Annotated in this window: 18 protein-coding genes; 15 read left to right on the forward strand and 3 right to left on the reverse strand. The window is 64.4% G+C overall.

The window, feature by feature from the left end:
- The first annotated feature begins 10 nt into the window (after positions 1–10).
- The 11 genes from D3880_RS08060 to D3880_RS08110 all read left to right on the forward strand — a co-directional run bounded on the left by D3880_RS08060 (position 11) and on the right by D3880_RS08110 (position 9,582).
- The gene (locus D3880_RS08060) at positions 11–1,087 is read left to right on the forward strand and encodes an aromatic ring-hydroxylating oxygenase subunit alpha (RefSeq protein WP_119892954.1); all 1,077 of its coding nucleotides are present in this window, start codon (positions 11–13) and stop codon (positions 1,085–1,087) included.
- Positions 1,084–1,857, forward strand: a complete 774-nt coding sequence (locus tag D3880_RS08065) for an SDR family NAD(P)-dependent oxidoreductase (protein ID WP_119892955.1) — start codon at positions 1,084–1,086, stop codon at positions 1,855–1,857. The genes D3880_RS08060 and D3880_RS08065 overlap by 4 nt, the downstream gene beginning before the upstream one ends.
- Before the next feature lie 14 nt (positions 1,858–1,871).
- Entirely contained in the window at positions 1,872–2,453 is a 582-nt protein-coding gene (locus D3880_RS08070; protein ID WP_119892956.1) for a cupin domain-containing protein, read from the forward strand.
- Entirely contained in the window at positions 2,450–3,433 is a 984-nt protein-coding gene (locus D3880_RS08075) for a fumarylacetoacetate hydrolase family protein (protein ID WP_119892957.1), read from the forward strand. Before D3880_RS08070 ends, D3880_RS08075 begins: the two co-directional genes overlap by 4 nt.
- A 10-nt stretch (positions 3,434–3,443) precedes the next feature.
- A complete protein-coding gene (locus D3880_RS08080) occupies positions 3,444–4,448 on the forward strand; it encodes an NAD-dependent epimerase/dehydratase family protein (RefSeq protein ID WP_119892958.1) in 1,005 nt (334 codons plus the stop codon).
- A complete protein-coding gene (locus D3880_RS08085; protein WP_177412161.1) occupies positions 4,435–5,220 on the forward strand; it encodes a cyclase family protein in 786 nt (261 codons plus the stop codon). The genes D3880_RS08080 and D3880_RS08085 overlap by 14 nt, the downstream gene beginning before the upstream one ends.
- A 3-nt stretch (positions 5,221–5,223) precedes the next feature.
- On the forward strand, positions 5,224–5,919 hold the full coding sequence (locus tag D3880_RS08090) for a CoA transferase subunit A (RefSeq protein ID WP_119892960.1): 696 nt from the start codon (positions 5,224–5,226) through the stop codon (positions 5,917–5,919).
- A 2-nt stretch (positions 5,920–5,921) separates the two neighbouring features.
- Entirely contained in the window at positions 5,922–6,551 is a 630-nt protein-coding gene (locus D3880_RS08095) for a CoA transferase subunit B (protein ID WP_119892961.1), read from the forward strand.
- 166 nt (positions 6,552–6,717) lie between these two features.
- Positions 6,718–8,373, forward strand: coding sequence for an arylsulfatase (locus D3880_RS08100; protein ID WP_119892962.1), 1,656 nt, complete (start codon positions 6,718–6,720; stop codon positions 8,371–8,373).
- A 59-nt stretch (positions 8,374–8,432) separates the two neighbouring features.
- Entirely contained in the window at positions 8,433–9,284 is an 852-nt protein-coding gene (locus D3880_RS08105; protein ID WP_119892963.1) for a cache domain-containing protein, read from the forward strand.
- Positions 9,285–9,294: 10 nt separating this feature from the next.
- Entirely contained in the window at positions 9,295–9,582 is a 288-nt protein-coding gene (locus D3880_RS08110; RefSeq protein ID WP_119892964.1) for a DUF2218 domain-containing protein, read from the forward strand.
- Positions 9,583–9,585: 3 nt separating this feature from the next.
- Here the strand turns inward: D3880_RS08110 and D3880_RS08115 are convergent, their stop codons facing one another.
- The 3 genes from D3880_RS08115 to pobA all read right to left on the reverse strand — a co-directional run bounded on the left by D3880_RS08115 (position 9,586) and on the right by pobA (position 13,277).
- Complete coding sequence (locus D3880_RS08115) at positions 9,586–11,043, reverse strand: MFS transporter (protein WP_119892965.1); 1,458 nt, start codon at positions 11,041–11,043, stop codon at positions 9,586–9,588.
- Between the two features lie 9 nt (positions 11,044–11,052).
- A complete protein-coding gene (locus D3880_RS08120; protein ID WP_119892966.1) occupies positions 11,053–11,778 on the reverse strand; it encodes a hypothetical protein in 726 nt (241 codons plus the stop codon).
- Positions 11,779–12,092: 314 nt separating this feature from the next.
- Positions 12,093–13,277, reverse strand: coding sequence for a 4-hydroxybenzoate 3-monooxygenase (pobA, locus tag D3880_RS08125; protein ID WP_119892967.1), 1,185 nt, complete (start codon positions 13,275–13,277; stop codon positions 12,093–12,095).
- 127 nt (positions 13,278–13,404) lie between these two features.
- Here pobA and D3880_RS08130 point away from each other — a divergent pair, with 127 nt between their 5' ends.
- The 4 genes from D3880_RS08130 to mhpB all read left to right on the forward strand — a co-directional run bounded on the left by D3880_RS08130 (position 13,405) and on the right by mhpB (position 18,844).
- A complete protein-coding gene (locus tag D3880_RS08130) occupies positions 13,405–14,280 on the forward strand; it encodes a helix-turn-helix domain-containing protein (RefSeq protein WP_119895697.1) in 876 nt (291 codons plus the stop codon).
- A gap of 229 nt (positions 14,281–14,509) precedes the next feature.
- Positions 14,510–15,622, forward strand: a complete 1,113-nt coding sequence (gene thiO, locus D3880_RS08135) for a glycine oxidase ThiO (RefSeq protein ID WP_119892968.1) — start codon at positions 14,510–14,512, stop codon at positions 15,620–15,622.
- A gap of 811 nt (positions 15,623–16,433) precedes the next feature.
- Complete coding sequence (gene moaA, locus D3880_RS08140; protein WP_119892969.1) at positions 16,434–17,426, forward strand: GTP 3',8-cyclase MoaA; 993 nt, start codon at positions 16,434–16,436, stop codon at positions 17,424–17,426.
- A 458-nt stretch (positions 17,427–17,884) separates the two neighbouring features.
- Positions 17,885–18,844 carry a 3-carboxyethylcatechol 2,3-dioxygenase gene (gene mhpB / locus D3880_RS08145; RefSeq protein WP_119892970.1) on the forward strand — a complete coding sequence of 320 codons (960 nt, stop codon included), beginning with the start codon at positions 17,885–17,887 and terminating at the stop codon, positions 18,842–18,844.
- Position 18,845: the final 1 nt, after the last annotated feature.

Below are 18,845 nucleotides of genomic sequence, written 5' to 3' on the forward strand. Positions count from 1 at the left end.
GGAGTAAGTCATGAGTGGACAACCGATCAAATCTTTCGATCCGCAAGCTGAGCAACCGGTCGCGAGCTTTCCACTGGATCAGTGGTATGTCGCCGGTTTCGCCTGGGAGCTCACCGAGAAACCGCTGGCGCGGACGCTGCTGAATCAGCCGCTGGTGTTGTTCCGTACTGCCGCTGGTGAAGTGGCGGCACTGGAAGACCGCTGCTGTCACCGCGCCTTGCCGCTGTCGCTTGGCATCCTGGAAGCGGATGGCCTGCGCTGTGGCTACCACGGCCTGTTGTTCGGCCCCAGCGGTCGGTGCCTGGAGATTCCCGGGCAGCTCAAGGTACCGGGCAAGGCCCGTGTGCGTGCGTTCACCGTGCGCGAGCGGGATCAGATCCTGTGGATCTGGTTTGGCCGCGACGAACAGGCGCCGCCGAGTGAAGAGCCACCTGCCTATCCGCACCACAGCAGCGGGCAGTATCTGTTCGGCGGTGACGTCTATCACTACGACGCGCCCTGGCAACTGATTCACGACAACCTGCTGGATCTCAGTCATCTGGGCTACGTGCACCTGCGCACCATCGGCGGTAACGCGCGTATCCACATGAATGCGCAGATGCAGGTCAGCGGCGACGAGTCATCGGTCAAGGTGGTGCGCTACATGCTCGACTCCGAACCGCCGCCCACCTACAGCGCTGCATTTCCGTTCAAAGAGCGCATCGACCGTTGGCAGGAAATCGAATTCAACCTGTCGCACTTGAAGATCTGGACCGGCGCGGTCGATGCCGGCAGCGAAGCGGTGGATGACCCGCAGCGTGGTGGTTTCCACATGCGCGGCTTCCACGGCATCACCCCGGAAACCGCCACCAGTTGCCACTACTTCTGGAGCATGGCCACCAACCCGGTTTCCAACCCCGATGAGACCCTGCGTACGGTGCTGGATCAGACCAAGCAGACCTTCGATGAGGACAAGCAAATCATCGAGGCGCAGTACGCCAACATGTTGCGCTTTGGCGAGCAGCCTATGGTGGATATCCACGTCGATGTGGGGCCCAACCGTGCGCGGCGAATCATCGAGCGTTTGCTCAAGGATTATCAGCGGTGAGTGCATTGTTCTCCCTCGCCGGCCAGGTCGCGCTGATCACCGGCGCGACCCGTGGCATCGGCCTGGCCATCGCCCGTGAATACGGCCGCGCCGGCGCGCGTCTGGCGCTCAGCAGCGAGAACGCCGACGACTGCCGGCAGGTGGTGGCCGCGCTGGCCGAGGAGGGCATCGTGGCCTGCGCGGTGCCCGCCGACCTCAGCCAGCAGAGCGAGGTCGAGGGCCTGGCCCGTGCGCTGCTGGCGCAGTTCGGGCGCATCGATGTCCTGGTGTGCAATGCCGGCGTGGCGCCGCATATGGGTCCGCTGGCCAGCGCCAGTGCGGCGCAGTGGGAACTGACCATGACCGTCAACTTGCGCAGTGCGGTCTGGTTGACCAATGCCCTGCTGCCGACGATGGCCGAGCAGGGCGGCGGCAGCGTGGTGCTGATGGCCAGCATCGCCGGTGTGCGTGGCAACCAGGGGCTGGGCTTGTACGGCCTGTCCAAGGCGGCGCTGGCGCAACTGGCGCGCAACCTGGCGGTGGAGTGGGGGCCTCGCAATGTGCGGGTCAACGCCATCAGCCCCGGGGTGATCCACACCGAATTCGCCCGCCCGCTGACCGACAATCCAGCGGTGATGGACAAGCGCCTGGCCCTGACGCCGCTGCGCCGCGTCGGCGTGCCAGAGGAAGTCGCCGCCCTGGCCCTGCTGCTGGCCGCACCCGGCGGCGCCTTCATTACCGGACAGAACCTGGTCGTCGATGGTGGCACCACCATCGGCGACGGCAATTGAGCGAGGAGTCGCACATGCAACAACTTCCCGGCTTCAAACGCGTGGTCACCGGGCATGATGCCCAGGGCCAGGCAGTGGTCGCACAGAGCGGGCCGACGCCGAACAACTTCCCGCTCAAGGCGGTGCCTGGCACGGTGTTCTACGAGGTGTGGAACAGCGTCGGCAGCCCGGCCGTGCTGGACAACGGCGACGACCCGACCAGCCAGCCGCTGCAGTTGAGTCCGGCGCCGCTGGGCAGCGTGATCCGCGTGGTGGATATCCCGCCGGACAGCGTGCAGAACCAGGTCAGCGCCGCCGATGCCGCAGCCGCCTTCGCCGAAATTGGTCAGGCCCATGCCGGCACCGGCCAGGCCGACTCCAAACACAAGCTGATGCACCGCACCGAAACCCTCGACTACGGCGTAGTCACCGAGGGCGAGGTGTGGCTGGTGCTGGACGGCGAAGAGGTGCAGCTCAAGCGCGGCGACATCGTCGTGCAGCGTGGCACCAACCATGCCTGGAGCAACCGTACCGAACAGATGGCGCGCATGGTCTTCATCCTCCTCGACGGCCAATACGCCGGCGACCTGGCCGCTTTACACGGAGCTCACCCATGAAGTTGGCAACCCTGAACAACGGCAGCCGCGACGGCCGCCTGCTGGTGGTCTCGCGCGACTTGACGCGTGCGCTGGACGCCGGGCATATCGCCGCGACCCTGCAGCTGGCCGTCGAGAGCTGGACCAGCGTCGAGCCGAAGCTGCAGGCGCTCTACCGCGATTTGAACGCGGGCAGCGCCGATGGTGCGTTCGTCTTCGATCCGGCTGCGGCCATGGCCCCGTTGCCGCGCGCCTACCAGTGGCTGGATGGCTCGGCCTTCCTCAGCCACGGCGCGCTGATGCAGAAGGCCTTTCACCTGGAGCCGATCGACGGAGCGGACACCACGCCGCTGATGTACCAGGGCGCCGGTGACGATTTCCTCGGCTCGCGTGACGATATCCCGTTGCCCAGCGAGAGCCAGGGAATCGACTTCGAAGGCGAGTTCGCCGTACTGGTCGACGCGGTGCCGATGGGCTGCGCGGCCGAGCAGGCCGCTGGGCACATCAAGCTGATCCTGCAGGTCAACGACGTCAGCCTGCGCGCCCTGGCGCCGCGCGAGATGAAGACCGGCTTCGGCTTTCTGCAGGCCAAGCCCGCATCCAGTTTCGCCGCCGTGGCGGTGACTCCGGACGAACTGGGCGACGCCTGGCGCGAGGGCCGCGTGCACCTGCCGCTGCAGGTGGAATGGAACGGCGAGTGGTTCGGCCATCCGCACGGCGGGGCGATGAACTTCAGCTTCCCGCAGCTGATCGCCCATGCCGCGCTGACCCGTCGCCTGGGCGCTGGCACCCTGATCGGTTCCGGCACCGTGTCCAACGCTGATCGCCGTGTCGGTTCGGCCTGCATCGCCGAGCGCCGTGCCATCGAGATGATCGAACACGGCGCGCCGCAGACCGGTTTCATGCGCTTCGGTGATCGTGTGCGCATGGAGGTGCTGGGCAGCGACGGGCAGTCGCTGTTCGGTGCCATCGACCAACGCGTCGTGCCGGCCGCCGGCTGAGGAGAACGCCATGCGCGTGATGGTCACAGGTGCCAATGGTTTTGTCGGGCGTGCCCTGGTCCAGCGTCTACTCGACGCCGGCGAGTTGCGTGGGCGGCCGATCAGCGCGTTGATGCTGCTGGACAAGGATTTTTCGGGCTTTCCTGAAGACAAGCGCCTGCGTCGGCATTACGGCAGCGTCACCGACGCCGCCTTGCTGCGCCGGGTGCTGGCCGATGGCATCGACGTGGTCTTCCACCTGGTGAGCATCCCCGGTGGCGCCGCCGAGGAGCAGTACGCGCTCGGCTACCAGGTCAACCTGCTGGCCAGCCTGGAGTTGCTCGACCAACTGCGTGGCCTGCCCGGCGCACCGGTGCTGGTGTATGCCAGCAGCGTGGCGGTGTATGGCGGCGCGCTGCCGGCGCGGATGGATGAAAGCGCGGCGCTGCGCCCCGAGTTGTCCTACGGCGCGCACAAATTGATGGTGGAAGCCGCCCTCAGCGACTTGGCGCGGCGCGGCGAGGTGGATGGTCGCGCCGTACGTCTGCCCGGCATCGTCGCCCGCCCGCGTGAACCCAATGGCCTGCGCTCGGCGTTCATGAGCGATCTGCTGCGCGCCTTCGCCGGTGGCGAGCCCTATCGCTGCCCGGTATCGCCGCAGGCCAGCGCCTGGTGGATGTCGGCGCGTTGCTGCGTGGACAACCTGCTACTGGCCGCCGAGCTGAACGGCGCCGCGCTCGGCGCCCAGCGGGTCTGGCAATTGCCGCTGCTGCAGTTGTCGATCGCCCAGGTCGTCGATGCCCTGGCCGCGGCCTACGGCCAGGAGCGCCGCGGGCTGATCAGCTTCGCTCCGGATACCAGGCTGGAGGCGCTGTTCGGCTGCTTCCCACCGATGAAAACACCCCAGGCCCGCGCGCTCGGTTTCCGCCACGACGGCTCGGCCGCGGCCCTGGTGCGCAATTCTCTCAACCCTTTGTCCCCGGCGCGGCGTGCGCCGGTGGCCGCTGCAGGAGTGACTGCCGATGCAAATGACTAAACGCCGCCTGGTGGACCTGTCCGTCACCCTGGACAACAACCCCTACACCGATCCTCCGCCGCTGTTGCCGAAGATCGACTACATGGACCACCAGCAGGGCTGGTCGGAGATGGCGGCGATGTTTCCTGGCCTGTCCAAGGACCAGTTGCCCGGTGATGAATCCTGGGCCGCCGAGCGCCTGCAGATCACCACCCACAGCGGCACGCACATGGACGCGCCGTGGCACTACGCCTCGACCACCGATGGCGGCAAGCCGGCCTTCGGTATCGACGAACTGCCGCTGGACTGGTGCCTGCAGCCCGGGGTCAAGCTGGACTTCCGTCACTTGGCGGACGGCCATGTGGTCACCGCCGCTGAGGTGGAAGCTGAGCTGGCGCGTATCGGTCATGCGCTGCAGCCGCTGGACATCGTGCTGGTCAACACCCGCGCCGGCGCGCTGTTCGGCCAGCCGGGCTACCTGGATGCCGGCGTCGGTATCGGCCGCGAAGCGACCCTGTACCTGCTGGAGCGTGGCGTGCGGGTGGTCGGCACCGATGCCTGGAGCTGGGATGCGCCGTTCAAGTACACCCGCGAACGCTTCGCCGCCAGTGGCGATGCCTCGATCATCTGGGAAGGGCACAAGGCCGGACGTGACATCGGCTATGGGCAGATGGAGAAGTTGGCCAACCTCGACAGCCTGCCGGCCAACGGTTTCCTGGTCTCCTGCTTCCCCTACAAGATCAAGCATGCCTCGGCCGGCTTCGTCCGCGCCGTGGCGATCTTCGAGGAGTAATTCGTGGATAAAGTCTTTCCCAGCGCCTCCGCCGCCCTTGCCGGTCAGGTCGAGGACGGCATGACCCTGGCCGTTGGCGGCTTCGGCCTGTGCGGCATTCCCGAAGCGCTGATCGCCGCCCTGCGCGACAGCGGCAAGAGCGGCCTCACCGCGATCAGCAACAACGCCGGGGTCGATGGCTTCGGCCTCGGCCAGCTGTTGGCAACCCGGCAGATCCGCAAGATGATTTCTTCCTACGTCGGCGAGAACAAGGAGTTCGAGCGCCAGTACCTGGCCGGTGAACTGGAACTGGAGTTCACCCCGCAGGGCACCCTGGCCGAGAAGCTGCGCGCCGGCGGCGCGGGCATCCCGGCGTTCTTCACCAAGACCGGCTACGGCACCCTGGTCGCCGAAGGCAAGGAGACCCGCCAGTTCGACGGCGAGTGGTATGTGCTGGAAAAGTCGCTGACCGCCGACGTCGCCCTGGTCAAGGCGTGGAAGGCCGACAAGGCCGGCAATCTGTTGTTCAACAAGACCGCACGCAACTTCAACCCGCTGGCCGCCATGGCCGGGCGGATGTGCATCGCCGAAGTCGAGGAAATCGTCGAGATCGGCGAACTGGATGCCGACCAGATCCATCTGCCGGGCATCTACGTACAGCGCCTGGTGCACAACCCGGAACCGGAGAAACGCATCGAACAACGTACGGTGAGGAGCTGAAAATGGCCTGGAGCCGTGACCAAATGGCGCAACGCGCCGCGCAGGAATTGCAGGATGGCTTCTACGTCAACCTCGGCATCGGTCTGCCGACCCTGGTGGCGAACTACATTCCCGAGGGCATGGACGTCTGGCTGCAAAGCGAGAACGGCCTGCTCGGCATCGGTCCTTTTCCACGAAAAGAGGACGTCGATGCCGATCTGATCAATGCCGGCAAGCAGACCATCAGCACGCTGCCCGGCAGCAGCTTCTTCAACAGCGCCGAGTCCTTCGCGATGATTCGCGGCGGCCATATCAACCTGTCGATCCTCGGCGCCATGCAGGTGTCGGCAGGCGGCGATCTGGCCAACTGGATGATCCCCGGCAAGATGGTCAAGGGCATGGGCGGCGCCATGGACCTGGTGGCTGGGGTCAAGCACGTGGTGGTGCTGATGGAACATTGCGCCAAGGACGGAGCGGCGAAGATTCTCGAGCGCTGCGACCTGCCGCTGACCGGTGTCGGCGTGGTCGACCGGATCATCACCGACATGGCCGTGCTGGATGTCACGGCCAGCGGCCTCCAACTGATCGAGCTGGCGCCGGGGGTATCCCTGGCCGAGCTGCGCGATGCCACCGGCTGCCCGGTGCTCGCCTGATGGTTTTGCCCACGCGAGTCGCCACACTCTGGGTCTCGAAAGGTGCGTGGGCGTTTTATGCCCAGGCACCGCAGGCGCTGTGCGCAGCGCTTGCGGTGTCGGCGTTGTCACTGATCACATCGCCCAGCGACTGCGTAGCGCGCAGCGACTAACAAGCGAGGTCGTAATGAACTTCAAGCGTCTCCCTTCTGCCCTGGTGCTTGGCCTGCTGCTGGCCGGGCATGCCGTGGCCGCTACGCCTGAGCCGCGGCCGAACATCCTGCTGATCCTCGCCGATGACCTGGGCTATTCCGACCTCGGCGCTTTCGGTGGCGAAATCAGCACCCCGCGTCTGGACCAGTTGGCCAAGGACGGGGTGCAGCTGACTGGCATGTACGGTGCACCGACCTGCTCGCCGACGCGCGCAATGCTGATGTCTGGCACTGACAATCACCTGGCGGGCCTGGGCAGTATGGCCGAAGGGTTGCAACCGTTTCAGCGTGGCAAGCCGGGTTACGAGGGCTTCCTCAATCAACGCAGTTACTCGATTGCCGAGCTGCTCCGCGACGGCGGTTATCACACCCTGATGGCGGGCAAATGGCACCTGGGGCTGGCGCCCGATCAGGGGCCGGACCAGCGTGGCTTCGAACAGTCCTTCACCCTGCTCGAGGGCGGGGCGGCGCACTTCAAGCCTGCCCGCGTAGCGCCGAGCAAGCTCGAGCAAGTGCACTACCGCGAGAACGGCCTGCCGGTGGAGGTACCGGACGATTTCTACTCCACCGATTTTTACACCGACAAGCTGATCAGCTACCTGCAGAACACGCCGAAGGATGGCAAACCATTCTTCGCCTATGCCGCCTATACCTCGCCGCATTGGCCATTGCAGGCGCCCGAAAGCTACCTGCAGAAGTACCAGGGCCGTTACGACCAGGGCTACGACAGCGTGCGCCTGGCGCGCATCGCGCGGATGAAGAAGCTGGGCTTGCTGGCGGCGGACTTCCAGCCTGCGCAACCGCTGCCGGCCAATCCCAAGCTGCCGCAATGGGAACAGTTGAGCCCCGAGCAGCAGAAGCTCGAGGCGCGCAAGATGGAAATCTATGCGGCGATGGTCGACAACCTCGACCACAACATCGGGCGTTTGCTCGACTACCTGCGCAAGAGCGGGCAGTACGACAACACTCTGATCGTGTTCATGTCCGACAACGGTGCCGCCGGCGAAAACCATGCGCAGTTCTACCCGGTCGCGGCGAACACCGATAACAGCTACGCCAACCTTGGCCGGCGCGGCTCGCAGATCGACTACGGCCTGCGCTGGGCGGAAGTCAGCGCGGCGCCGCTGCACCTGTTCAAGGGGACTACCGCGGAGGGCGGTATCAGCGTGCCAGCGCTGATGCGCCTGCCCAAGGCGCTGCAGCGTCAGGGGCTGGAGCCGGGCGTAGCGCGCGTCGACGATCTGGCGCCGACCTTCCTGGCGCTGGCCGGCCTGCCACTGCCTGCCGTCGCGGGCAAACACCCGATCACCGGCCGGTCGCTCCTGCCTCTGCTGGCCGGGCAGGGCAGTCCGCATGCCGCCGCGCCGCTGGCCGGCGAGTTGTTCGGCAATAGCTACTACCGCGAGGGCAACCTCAAGCTGCTCGGCGTGCGTCCGCAGGTCGGCTTTGGCGATGCGCCACAGCCCCTGCAATGGCAGCTGTTTGACCTGTCCACCGACCGCGGCGAGCGCCACGACCTGGCTGCCGAGCAGCCGCAGACCGTGCAGCGTCTCAGGCAGGCCTGGCAGGACTACGCACAACGCGTTGGCGTGGTCTTCCCGCCGGCGGCGAAGACGGCGTCCGTGCCTTGATCCACCACCTTCGACCGAGCGCCCGTGCTCGGTCGCAGCTTTTCTGGAGCTAGCCGAACATGCGCATTCCGTATCTTTTGGGTTCTGTTCTAACCCTGTTGCTGGCCTTCAGCCAGCCCAGCCGTGCGGCTGCGCCAGATAGCGCCGACACCGCGCAGGCCAAGCACCTGCTGCAGAGTGCCGTCGAGTATTACCGGGTGCAGGGCGATGCCGCCTTCGCCGCCTTCAGCCGGCAGGGTGAGTTCATTGATGGCGAGCACTACGTCTTCGTCGTCGACACCCGTGGCACCATGCTCGCCAGTGGCGGCACCTCGGCGGTGCTGATCGGCCGGGACGTTTCCGCAGTCCTTGAGCCGGAGTTGCGCACCGCCTTTGCCCAGGCGCTGGCCAGCGACGAAGGCCAGGTCCAGACCGCCGAGTACCGCTGGATGAATGCCCGCGACAGCCGCGTCGAGCGCAAGCAGGTGTACTACCAGCGGGTCGGCGAACGCATCATCGCGGTCGGCCACTACCTGCCGCGCGCCGCCCCGGAACAGGCGCAGAACCTGTTGAACCGCGCCGTTGCGGCGTTTAGCAAAGACCCGCAGGGCACCCTCCATTCGATCAACCAACTCTCCGCGGATTTTCGCGAGGATGACCTGTACGTCTTCGTTGTCGATCTGGACAACCGGCGTTACGTCGCCCACGGCTACAACCTGCGGCTGCTGGGCGTGGATTTCGCCACTATCCAGGATCCGGAAGGCAAGCCGGTCGGCGCGCCGATCCTGGCGCTGATGAGCACCGCCGCGAGCGGCGGCTACGACTACCATTGGAAGAACCCGGTGACCGCCAAGGTCGAGGGCAAGCACGCCTTGCTGCGCAAGGTCGGGCACTACCTGCTCGCGGTGGGTTATTACCGCGAGACGAAATGAGGAGCGTGTGATGACGGTGTATGACGCCTATGTGAACTGTGCCAATCCGGCCCGGCTGATGACCCGGCTGTGCCGGCACTGGGGCCACAAGTTCACGGTCGAGTTGGACGAAGGACGCGGCGCGGTGGAGTTTCCCAACGGCCGCTGTGAGTTCGTCAGCGAGGTCGGCCTGCTGCAGGTCAGCCTGCGCATGCCGGAGGACAACCAGGCGCGCATGCAGCAGGTGGTCGCCGAGCATCTGCAGCGCATGGCCGGCGACGAGCCGCTGGTTATCGAATGGCGCGTGCGGCTGGAGTAGCGTTCAGGCCGGCGGGTTGAGTTGGCGGCTGAGCGTGCGGTCTTCCAGACGCAGGGCGATCAGCAGTGGCAGCAACGCAAGGCCGGCGTCGATCAGCAGCAGGTGACGGAAGGCATTGTGCAGCGCTTCGCGATCCAGAGTCGGCAGGGCCACGCCCGCTTCGGATAACGCGCAACTGGGGCAATCCGGCAGCAGACGCCATAGCAGGCTGGATAGCAGCGCCGCACCCAGCGCCCCACCCAGACCACGGAACAGACCACAGACGCCGGTGGCCACCCCCAGGTGGCTGCTCGGCGCCGCGCTTTGCACCGCCACCAGCGCGGTGGGGAACTGCAGGCCGAGTGCAGCACCGCACATCAGCAAGATGAGCAGCGCCACCGGTCCCGCCAGGTTCGGCAGCAGCGCCAGCAGCACCAGGCTGAGCGGCATCAGCAAGGTGCCGCACAGGATCATCGGTTTGTAACGTTGCAGGCGCGCACTCAGGCTGCCAGCGATGTAGGCGCCGAGCGGCGCGCCGAACGCCACCGCCATCAGTTGGCTGGCGCTGGTGCCGGCGCCTCCAGCGCTATGGGCCTGCAGCGGAATCAGCACGGCCAGGCCGACCCCCTGGAAGTTGGCGAAGAACAGCAGCAGCCAGCCCGAGCGCACCGGAGCCAGGCGCAGCAGGCCCGGTGGGATCAGCGGCTCGGCACTGCGCGATTGCTGCCAGGCGAATAGCGCCAGGCCCGTCACGCCGAGCAGGAGGGACAGACCGTTCGGCGCCAGCAGCCACTGGGGCTGCTGGCCGAGGCGGGTGACCAGCACCAGCAGGCTGCCCAGGCCGAGAATCAGCAGGGCGCTGCCGAGGTAGTCGATGCGTGCATCGCGGCGCTTCTCCACCAGCCCGGCGAGACGTCGCTGGCAGAGGAACCAGGCCAGCGCGCCGAGCGGCAGGTTGATCCAGAACACCCAGCGCCATGACCATTGGCTGCTCAGCAAGCCGCCCAGCGATGGGCCGATCAGACTGGCCAGCGCGAACATGCCGCTGAACCAGGCCTGATAGCGTCCGCGTTCGGCGGGGGCGATGAGGTCTCCGATCAACGCCTGGATGGTCGCCAGCAGGCCGCCGGCGCCGATGCCTTGCAGGACCCGCCCCGCCACCAGTTGCGCCATGTCTTGCGCCAGGCCGCAGAGCAGCGAGGCGAGCACGAACAGCCCGATGGCAAGCGCCAACAAGCGCCGTCTGCCGAGCAGGTCGCCGAGCTTGCCGAAGATCGGTGTGGTCACGGTCATGGCCAGCAGGTAGCCGGACACCACCCAGGCCAGCAGCTCGCTGCCCGGCAGGTGCTGGGCGATGTCGGGCAGGGTCACGGCGACGATGGTCTGGTCGAGCGCGGCGAGGAACAGGCCGAGCATCAAGCCGACCAGGACGCTGCGCAGCTGCGTGGGACTGAGGGGTGGGGCGGCCGGGATGCTGGTCATGAACTGTCCTTACTCTGCATCGAGTTTGGCCAGGCCATCGGTGACCTGGCCAAGGTAGTAGGCGGCGCTGCTAGGTACCCAATCGAGATCATGCTGGAGCAGGCGCGGGCGGATGAAGTCGTATTTGCGCTTGAGCTTGGCCAGCTCATTGACCTGTTGCGGCCATTGCCGCTGCAGCTCGTTGAAACCCTGGAGGATCTGCTGATCCAGTTGCGGGAAAGTGTTGTCATCGACGCTCACCACATACACCGCGAGCGAGCCGAAGGTGCGCGTCTCATAGAGCAGCAAAAGACGCTCAACGTTCAGGCTCAGGCGATGCAGATCGAGCTGCTGCGCTTCGCCGGGCAGTGCGGCGGCATAGCGCTTGGCGGCTTGCTGATCGAGACGGGTTTGGGCCTCCAGCAGCGGGTTGATCCAGTTGGGGTAGAGCTGGGCCTCGCTGGCTGGCTGACGTTCCAACTCGGCAATCTGGCGGCCCATGTCCGCCGCAGCGGTGCTCAGCACGGGGTCCTGCTCCTCGGTCAGCAGCTGTTGCAACTGCTGCAGGTCCTGGCGATAGCGTTCGGCATGTTTGGGGTCGCTGCCGTCCTGGTTGGGGTTGTAGTAGACCAGCAGGTTGCTGCAGACACTGAAAGCCTCGCTGCGGATGGCTTGCAGCCGCGCGCCGGGCAGGCTGGCCGAGGCCAGGTTGGCGCTCAGCAGCAGCAACAGCAGGCAGAGCGAACGGATAGGCATGGCGGCATTCCTTTGTTGTTGTTTTGGCTCATGCTGTGGCGCCGTGCCGGACCCGCAAGGTGCGGGCCCGGTGCCGTTCTGGTCGCGGCGGATAGCTGCGACAGTTCGGCGGGCGCAGGAGGAGAACAACGGCAGCCTTGTGGGCAGCGCGTCGACAGCCAGGGCTCTTGGCGGAGTACCTTAGGCAGTGGGCCGGCGGCTCGGCAATCCGGCGCAGCGAACAGGGTTCGATTAGCGCCCAGAAAGCGTCGTGACGGGCTCACAGGCTGTGAAAAAACGCCTGGGGCTGTCCCGCCTCTAGGCGCCGGAGAACACTATTCGATGGGCTCGTAAGGGAGACCGACGTAGTTTTCCGCAATGGTTTTGCGCCCTGCTTCGGAGCCGACGAAGTAGTCCAGTTCGGTCTGCTGCATGCGCTGGCTGAAGGCATCGGTATCGGGGAACTTGTGCAGCATCGAGGTCATCCACCAGGAGAAGCGCTCGGCCTTCCAGATGCGTTTCAGGCACACCGCGGAATAGCGCTCGAGCAGATCGTGACGGCCCTGGCGATAGACCTTGAGGAGGATGCGATACAGCGTGCTGACGTCGCTGGCCGCCAGGTTCAGGCCCTTGGCGCCGGTGGGCGGGACGATGTGCGCGGCGTCGCCGACCAGGAACAGGTGGCCGTACTGCATGGGCTCGACCACGTAGCTGCGCAGCGGGGCGATGCTCTTTTCGATCGACGGACCGGTGATCAGGCGGGCGGCGGTTTCGTCCGGCAAGCGGCTTTTCAGCTCGTTCCAGAAGCGCTCATCGGACCAGTTCTCGACCTGCTCCTCGGCGCCCACCTGCACGTAGTAACGAGTGCGCGTCGGCGAACGCATGCTGCACAGGGCGAAGCCGCGCTCGTGGTTGGCGTAGATCAGTTCCTCGTTGACCGGCGGTGTGTCGGCCAGCACCCCCAGCCAGCCGAACGGATAGACCCGTTCGAACTCGGTGAGCACGCCCTGCGGGATCGATTGGCGTGCCACGCCATGGAAGCCATCGCAGCCGGCGATATGGTCGCAATCGAGGCGCACGCTTTCGCCATTGAGGGTGAAGGTGACGTGCGGCTGCTCGCCCTTGAGCTCGTGCAGCTGGGCATCGGGCACGCTGTAGAAGGTGGTGGCGCCGCTGGCTTGGCGGGCCACCATCAAATCGCGGGTGACCTCGGTCTGGCCGTAGATCATCACGGTCTTGCCGCCCGTCAGTTCCTTCAGGTCGAGGCGTTCGCGGCGGCCGTCGAAGGCCAGCTCGAAACCGTCATGCACCAATCCTTCACGGTCCATGCGCGCGCTGACACCGGCTGCGCGCAGCAAGTCGACCATGCCTTGTTCGAGCACTCCGGCGCGGATGCGGCCGAGTACGTAGTCGGGGCTCTGGCGTTCGATGACGACGTTGTCGATGCCGGCATTACTGAGCAGCTGGCCGAGCAAAAGGCCGGAAGGGCCGGCGCCGATGATGGCGACTTGAGTTTTCATTGTTAGAGTCCTCATGGACGCGGAGGGGAGCGCGCCGCAATGCCTGGACCTGTATTTTTGGTGGATGACCTTTGTGCTTGAAGGCAAAATCCGCGTGTTTAGTTGGATTTTTCGAGGCTTTGGCGATATGGCTGCAAGGTCGAGCAATAGCGTGCCGGTATTCAAGCTGTACGGCGAGACAGCCTGGCCGACGCCGGATCTGATCCATTGCGAGTCGATTGCCGAGCGCAGTCGCCTGCACGACTGGCTGATCAGGCCGCACCGCCATACCGATCTGGTGCAGCTCCTGTATGTGCAGCGCGGCGAGGCCTGGCTGGAAGTCGAGGGCGTAGCCAACTATATCGACGCGCCGGCGCTACAGGTGGTGCCGGCACTGGCCATCCATGGTTTTCGCTTCTCGCCGGATGTGCAGGGCCACGTGCTGAGCCTGGCAATGCCGCTGGTTGAGCAACTCGCCGCCGAATTCGCCCCCGACTTGCTGCGGCAGGCCGGCTGCTACCTGGTCGGTGCCGATCGGCCGCGGCTCGATACGCTGTTCGCCTCCATCGCCGATGAGTATCAGCAGCAGGAGTCCGGCCGCGACCAGATGCTCACGGCGCTGATCACCACGCTGCTGATCTGGGGCGGCCGCCGCGTGCGCCTGCATGGTCAGGCCGATGCCGGTGAGCAGGCGCCGGGGCGCGAACACCTGCGCGCCTTCACGCGCCTGCTCGAGGCACATTTCCGTGAGCACTGGCCAATCGAACGCTACGCCAACCAGCTCGGCATCAGCGCCGCCCACCTGAATGCCCTGTGCCGCCGATTCGCCGGTATGTCGGCATTGCAGCTGATCAACCAGCGCTTGTTGCTCGAGGCGCGCCGCTGCCTGGTCTACACCGCCATGACCATCGCCGAGGTATCCGACAGCATGGGCTTTTCCGAGCCGGCGTACTTTTCGCGATTCTTCAAGAAGGGACTGGGCGTGTCGCCGAAGGAGTTTCGTGCTGGCAGAACGGATAGGTAGCAGTGTTTCTGCGTCGTGCTACCTGAGTGTTCTTCAGAGTTTCCCTAGGGCTGTAGAACATCTCGATGTGATCGAATAGGTCGCGTCTAGCTCCTTCCGGCTGTCGTGGATTTTGCGCCTGATCTGACTCGAGGAAAGTTCTACTTCTGACGAGCACTAATTTATGGGGGGCGATCAATTCAACCCTTTACAGGCGAGACTCCTCGCCTGAGTCGAGTTCGGTGGGTTTGTGGCTAAGACACTGATTGTTGGTGGTGGTGTTATCGGGCTGTTGTCTGCGCAGCTATTGGCGGCACAGGGGGAGGAGGTGCTGTTGGTTGAGCGGCAGCAGTTGGGCGCCGAGTCGTCTTGGGCGGGTGGTGGAATTGTTTCTCTACTCTACCCTTGGCGTTACAGTCCAGCCGTGTGTGCCTTGGCTCACTGGTCGCAAGCTTTTTACCCCGCATGGGGGGAGCGGCTAAGAGACTCGACCGGTATTGATCCAGAGGTTCGTGCTACGGGGTTGTTCTGGCTGGATTTGGAGGATGAGCAACAAGCCTTGGATTGGGCGCGTGAGCAAGGGCGCAAATTGACGCCGGTCAATATAGAGAAAGTCGCCCAGAATGTTCCTGCGTTGGGGGAGGGTTTTCGACGAGCACTTCACATGCCAGGGGTTGCCAATGTGCGTAACCCTCGGTTGCTGCGAGCTTTGAGGGCTACGTTGGCTGAGAGTGCGAATGTGACGGTGCTTGAGAATACCGAGGTTAGTGGTTTTCTTCTGCAAGCTGGGTGTGTTCTGGGGGTCAATACATCGCACGGTGAACTGCGTGCTGAGCGTGCTGAGCGTGCTGAGCGTGTGGTGCTGGCGTCTGGAGCCTGGAGCGGTGAGTTGCTGACCACGCTTGGGCTTGAGTTGCCGGTTGAGCCGATCAAGGGGCAGATGATTCTCTACAAGTGTGCCGAGGATTATCTGTCGACCATGATCTTGGCGAGAGGCCGTTACGCAATTCCGCGCAAGGACGGGCACATATTGGTCGGCAGCACCCTAGAGCATGCGGGCTTCGACAAGGCGCCAACAAATACTGCACTGGCTAGCCTCAAGGCGTCGGTGCAGGAATTGTTGCCAGCCCTGGCGGGTGCCGAAGTGGTGGGCCACTGGGCTGGACTGCGTCCGGGATCGCCAGAGGGCATTCCTTTTATTGGCGAGGTGGCCGAGTTCCCGGGGTTATGGCTGAACTGTGGTCACTACCGCAATGGCCTGTTGTTGGCCCCTGCCTCGTGTCAGTTGCTTACGGATCTAATGCTTGGGCATACCCCCATTGTTGAGCCAACGCCTTATGCCCCGGCAGGACGCTTGGGTTGAACCCTCTGCGGCAATTGTCAGGTTAGGGTTCAGAAATTGCGTGCGATTCCGGTGAAGCTAACAGCAGCTCACCGCTATCCTCCAGAATGAACCTGAAGGCATTGAAGCTGCTGCTCAGATGGGTACGCTGTGCTCGAGCCTGCCAATGAGGTCAAGGGCATGCTCGAGTGGTGCCTGTCTCGGAGCAAGGCCTCCCAGTGCCGGTAGCATTCCACGCCATTCGCAATCTGGTCTGGTGCACCAGGTTGATGTTCGGACCCCTTCCTGCTTTTCGACCTTCTGGGATACAGAGCTCTCCTGAGACGGTGGCTCTGATATTGGGGGCCTACATGGCCTTGAGCCGTGGAACAGTCAATTATGAGGCCTTGATTTCAGACTGGTCCGGAGGCCGTTTGCGACTAAGTAATACGACCTTACCTTGGTCCCACTCTTTCTCATCATGCAGGCAATCCAGCATAGGCCGGGGATGTCTACCGGAGCGGGGGTAGTCCACCTCATCCTGGCCGCGCTCGTACCGGTGGCCGTCACCTGCATCGAGATTTGCCAGGCGCGGCAGCTTTCGACCCGATTATGGCGTTATCGGGATAAAGCTGTGTTTCGTTGGAGCGATACGCCCATGCCCGGTCCTTAAGATTTGTAGAGCCTTGGGTCGTAAGCGGGTGTTCTACCGTGCATGGCTGCCACGGCGGGGGGCAATTCCCGTCTGGCGCCGCAGGTGTTCAAGACACATTGCATTGGGGCGCTGCTTCGCGGGCGCTGTCGCAATCACAGGGTTGGGCAGCGAGTCGGTCTGGTAGCCGGGGGATGCGTAATGGATAGCACTCTGCAGGACGGATTCGGCCGCAGTGTCGATTACCTGCGTATGTCGGTAACTGATCGCTGCGACTTTCGCTGTGTGTACTGTATGGCAGAAGACATGACGTTTCTGCCTCGCCAGCAGGTGCTCAGGCTGGATGAGTTGTACCGATTGGCGGCGCTTTTTGTCGGCAATGGGGTAAGAAAGATTCGCCTCACCGGTGGGGAGCCGCTGGTGCGTAAGGGCATCGTCAGCCTCTGTGAAAGGATTGCTGCCCTGCCGGGGCTTCAAGAGTTGGTGATGACCAGCAACGGCTCGCAACTGGTGAAGATGGCGCAGCCGCTTGCCGATGCCGGAGTCAGGCGACTCAACATCAGCCTCGATAGTCTCGACCCAATGCGCTTTTGCGCCATCACCCGGAATGGCGACCTGGCCCAGGTTTTGGCCGGCATCAGTGCGGCCGCTGCGGCCGGCTTTGCCCGTATCAAGCTGAATACCGTGGTGATGCAGGGGCGCAATGCCGATGAGGTGCTCGATCTGGTTGACTATGCCGTCAATCGTGGGCTGGACATCAGTTTCATCGAGGAAATGCCGCTGGGGGAGGTCGGCCGTTCGCGCGGAGAAAGCTACTGCTCCAGTGACTGGGTGCGCGAGCGCATCGCACAGCGCTATAGCCTTTTCGATAGCGCCGAGCAGAGTGGCGGGCCGGCCCGTTATGTGCGCCTCCAGGGATTTCCCGAAAGCCGCATCGGCTTCATATCGCCGCATAGCCACAACTTCTGCGCCAGCTGCAATCGGGTGCGCCTGACGGTGGAGGGACGTCTGCTGCTGTGCCTGGGGCATGAGCATTCCATCGATCTGCGCGCCTTGCTGCGTCGCTACCCGGAAACCGACCAGCCCTTGCTCAGCGCCATTCACGCCGCCCTGCTGCGCAAGCCCCAGCGCCATGAATTCAGTTCGAGCGGAGAAGTGCAGGTACTGCGCTTCATGAATGCCACGGGTGGTTAGTCGCGTGTTCTGACGCTGGCTGAATGGGCGAAGTTCATCGAGCTTGAGCGGTGTGAACGTCGCTTCCGAAGCCTTGCGCTGGTAATCATCTGCCCAGGGACTGCGCGGTGCGCGGCTGGTGGACAAGGGCTGCGAGTGCGGTCGATTCATTCGTGGCGCTATTGGGATAACGCCGTGTCGCATTGGAGTGCCCCGACCAGGTCGGATTTCTATGATCGGGCATCACGGTGAAGCGCCGATGGCACTGCACTGTTCAAGACAACCTCGGAGGAAGGGTGGCCGATCCGGCTTCGGATCCGGATGCCTGCCGGCACGGCACTCTCTCCAGCAGGGTTGATTAGCGATGCCTGATAGGGAGTTGCCTGTCCCATGAAAGAAACGCCGTACCAAGTCCTCCAGGCTTGCGTTGTGTCGGCTGCAGTCCGGGTGACGTTCGGCCTGTACGGTGGGGGTGTGAAATGAGTGCCTTGCTGCAATGTCTGTCGCACACCCCGCTAGTGGGCCACGTAGACCCTGCGTCGGATGTGTTGGCGGAGGTCGATGCAACAGTCGCGGCTGCGCGTGCGCGCATCGATCGCTTTAATCCCGAGTTGGTGATCCTGTTCGCTCCGGATCACTACAACGGTTTCTTCTATGACCTGATGCCGTCGTTCTGTATCGGTGCTGCTGCCCATGCGATCGGCGATTTCGGCACGCTGGCCGGTCCGCTGCCGGTGCCGAAGGCGCTGGCTGAAGCCTGCGCCGAAGCGGTGCTGACGGCCGGCGTGGATGTGGCGCTGTCATATCGCATGCAGGTCGACCATGGTTTCGCCCAGCCGCTGGAGTTGCTGCTGGGTGGTCTTGGTGTTTGCCCGGTGATCCCGGTCTTCATCAATTCGGTGGCGATTCCGCTGCCGAGCTTCCAGCGTGCCCGCCTGCTCGGCGAGGCCATTGGGCACTTTGCCCGGACGCTGAATAAACGGGTCCTGTTCCTCGGTTCCGGCGGGCTGTCGCATCAGCCGCCGGTACCGGAACTGGCTAAAGTCGATGCCCGCATGGCCGACCGGCTGATGGGCAGTGGCCGCAATCTGCCGGCCGATGAACGCCAGGCGCGGCAGCAGCGAGTGATCCTCGCGGCGCAGCGCTTTGTCGAAGACCAGCACACGCTGCATCCGCTGAACCCGGAGTGGGATCAGCACTTCCTCGATCTGCTCATCGGCGGCCGCCTGGTCGAACTGGACTGCCTGGGCAATGCCGAGCTGTCCACCCTGGCCGGCAAATCGAGTCACGAGGTGAAGACTTGGGTCGCGGCCTTCGCCGCGCTCTCGGCCTTCGGTCCCTACCAGGCCAGTGATCGCTACTACCGTCCTATCCCCGAGTGGATCGCCGGTTTCGGCTCGCTCAGCGCCCGACCCCAATCCGCGTTCAAGGAGTCATGAG

Origin of the sequence: Pseudomonas cavernae (genome assembly GCF_003595175.1) — a bacterium.
GTDB classification, from domain to species: domain Bacteria; phylum Pseudomonadota; class Gammaproteobacteria; order Pseudomonadales; family Pseudomonadaceae; genus Aquipseudomonas; species Aquipseudomonas cavernae.